Origin of the sequence: Pseudomonas sp. K5002 (genome assembly GCF_013386655.1) — a bacterium.
Taxonomy (GTDB): Bacteria; Pseudomonadota; Gammaproteobacteria; order Pseudomonadales; family Pseudomonadaceae; genus Aquipseudomonas.
In genome coordinates this window covers 1-1,446 of sequence record NZ_JACARK010001082.1, presented here as the reverse complement: position 1 = coordinate 1,446, position 1,446 = coordinate 1, and the positions used below count along the sequence as shown (strand labels likewise).

Here is a 1,446-nt window from a genome sequence, read left to right as displayed (position 1 = left end):
GGGCGAAAGTCCCGGCGGATCGCCCGTTGCGCTCACTGGCGATCACCTTTGTGGGGCCGGTGGCGCCGGAAGTGCCGGCCCGCTACGAAGTCGAAGTGCTGCGCGAAGGCAAGGCCGTCAGCCAAGTGCTGGGACGTGTGGTGCAGAACGGTGAAACGATGACCCTGGTGCAGGCCAGTTTTGGCGCATCACGGCCTTCGCAGATTGACGTCGCCGCCGAACCGGCGCCCACCTTCAAGCATTGGGATGAATGCCAGGAGTTGCCCTACATCAAAGGCGTGACGCCGGAGTTCATGCGCCACCTGGCGATGCGCTGGAGCGTCGGTGGCCTGCCGTTCACCGGCAATACATCCCGGGAGATGGGCGGCTGGGTGCGCTTGCGTGGCGATGTAAAAGAAGAGCCGCTGACCGAAGCGCACATCCTCGCGCTGGTGGATGCGTGGCCACCGTCGGTGTTGCCGCACCTGAAACAACCGGCGGCCGGCAGCACCCTGACTTGGACCATCGAGTTTGTCCAGCCGCTGCAAAACCTGAGCACCCTGGACTGGTGCCAATACCTGGTCCACATCGAGCACGCCCGCGATGGCTATGGCCATGCGGCTGCGCAGTTGTGGAGCCCCGACGGCCAGTTGATCGCTATCAGCCGCCAGTCGGTGGTGGTGTTCGCCTGAGTCCTCAGACCAGCAAGTGTTGATCGCTGGAGGCGTCGCTGCCGCGTGCCTCCAGGCGACGACCGTGATGCTGCAATGCAAGGGCTGCCAGAATGCCGACGATACCGATGGCGGCACTCGCCAGGTTCTCGCTGAACACGCCCGATGCCATCAACAGAAAACCGATGACCAGGAGTGGCAGCGCAATCAACTGCAACACTTGATTGGTCCCGTGCTGGTGATTTTGCGGGTGGGTGCGCCATTGCCAGGCGGGGATATTTGGATGACGTTTGCCCATGATCGTGATTCCTCTGTCCGTTGAAACATCTTGAGCAGAGTTTAGGTCGGGCAGGGTGGGGCTGCGAATCAAGGATGGCTATGGGGGCCATAGCCATCCCTTTAGGGGTTAGAGCCGCAACTGGCCGATGGCCTTGCTCAGTTCCCCGGCCAGGGTTGCCAGCTCATTGCTGGTGGTCGCCGAGTCTACCGTCTGCTGCACGGTGTTTTCGGTGACGTCCCGAATGCTCACCACCGCTCGGTTCATTTCCTCGGCCACATGGCTTTGCTGCTCGGCAGCCACGGCAATCTGCGTGTTGCTCTCACGCATCTGCGCCACCGCGCCGGTGATCTCGGCGAGGGCAATCCCGGCTTCTTGAGCCTGTTGCACACAGTCGTCGGCCTTGAACGAGCTTTCCTGCATGAAATCCACCGCGTCCCGGGTGCCGGCTTGCAGGGCGGACACCATGCGGGTGATTTCATCGGTGGAGCTTTGCACCCGCTTGGCCAGGTTGCGCAC

General features: G+C 62.4%; 2 protein-coding genes and 1 pseudogene. 1 reads left to right on the top strand and 2 read right to left on the bottom strand.

What is annotated here, in order from left to right; all coding sequences use genetic code 11:
* Positions 1-671, top strand: a 671-nt coding sequence (locus tag HX846_RS33375) for an acyl-CoA thioesterase II (RefSeq protein WP_178967066.1), incomplete at its 5' end; no start/stop codon positions are given.
* 19 nt (positions 672-690) lie between these two features.
* On the opposite strand, the pseudogene HX846_RS33370 reads toward HX846_RS33375, so the two are convergent.
* Together HX846_RS33370 and HX846_RS33365 are read right to left on the bottom strand one after the other, a co-directional pair.
* Positions 691-948, bottom strand: a pseudogene (locus HX846_RS33370) (terminase); the annotation flags it as partial.
* Positions 949-1,056: 108 nt separating this feature from the next.
* Positions 1,057-1,446: methyl-accepting chemotaxis protein (locus HX846_RS33365; protein ID WP_256740249.1), on the bottom strand; the 390-nt coding region annotated here is incomplete at its 5' end.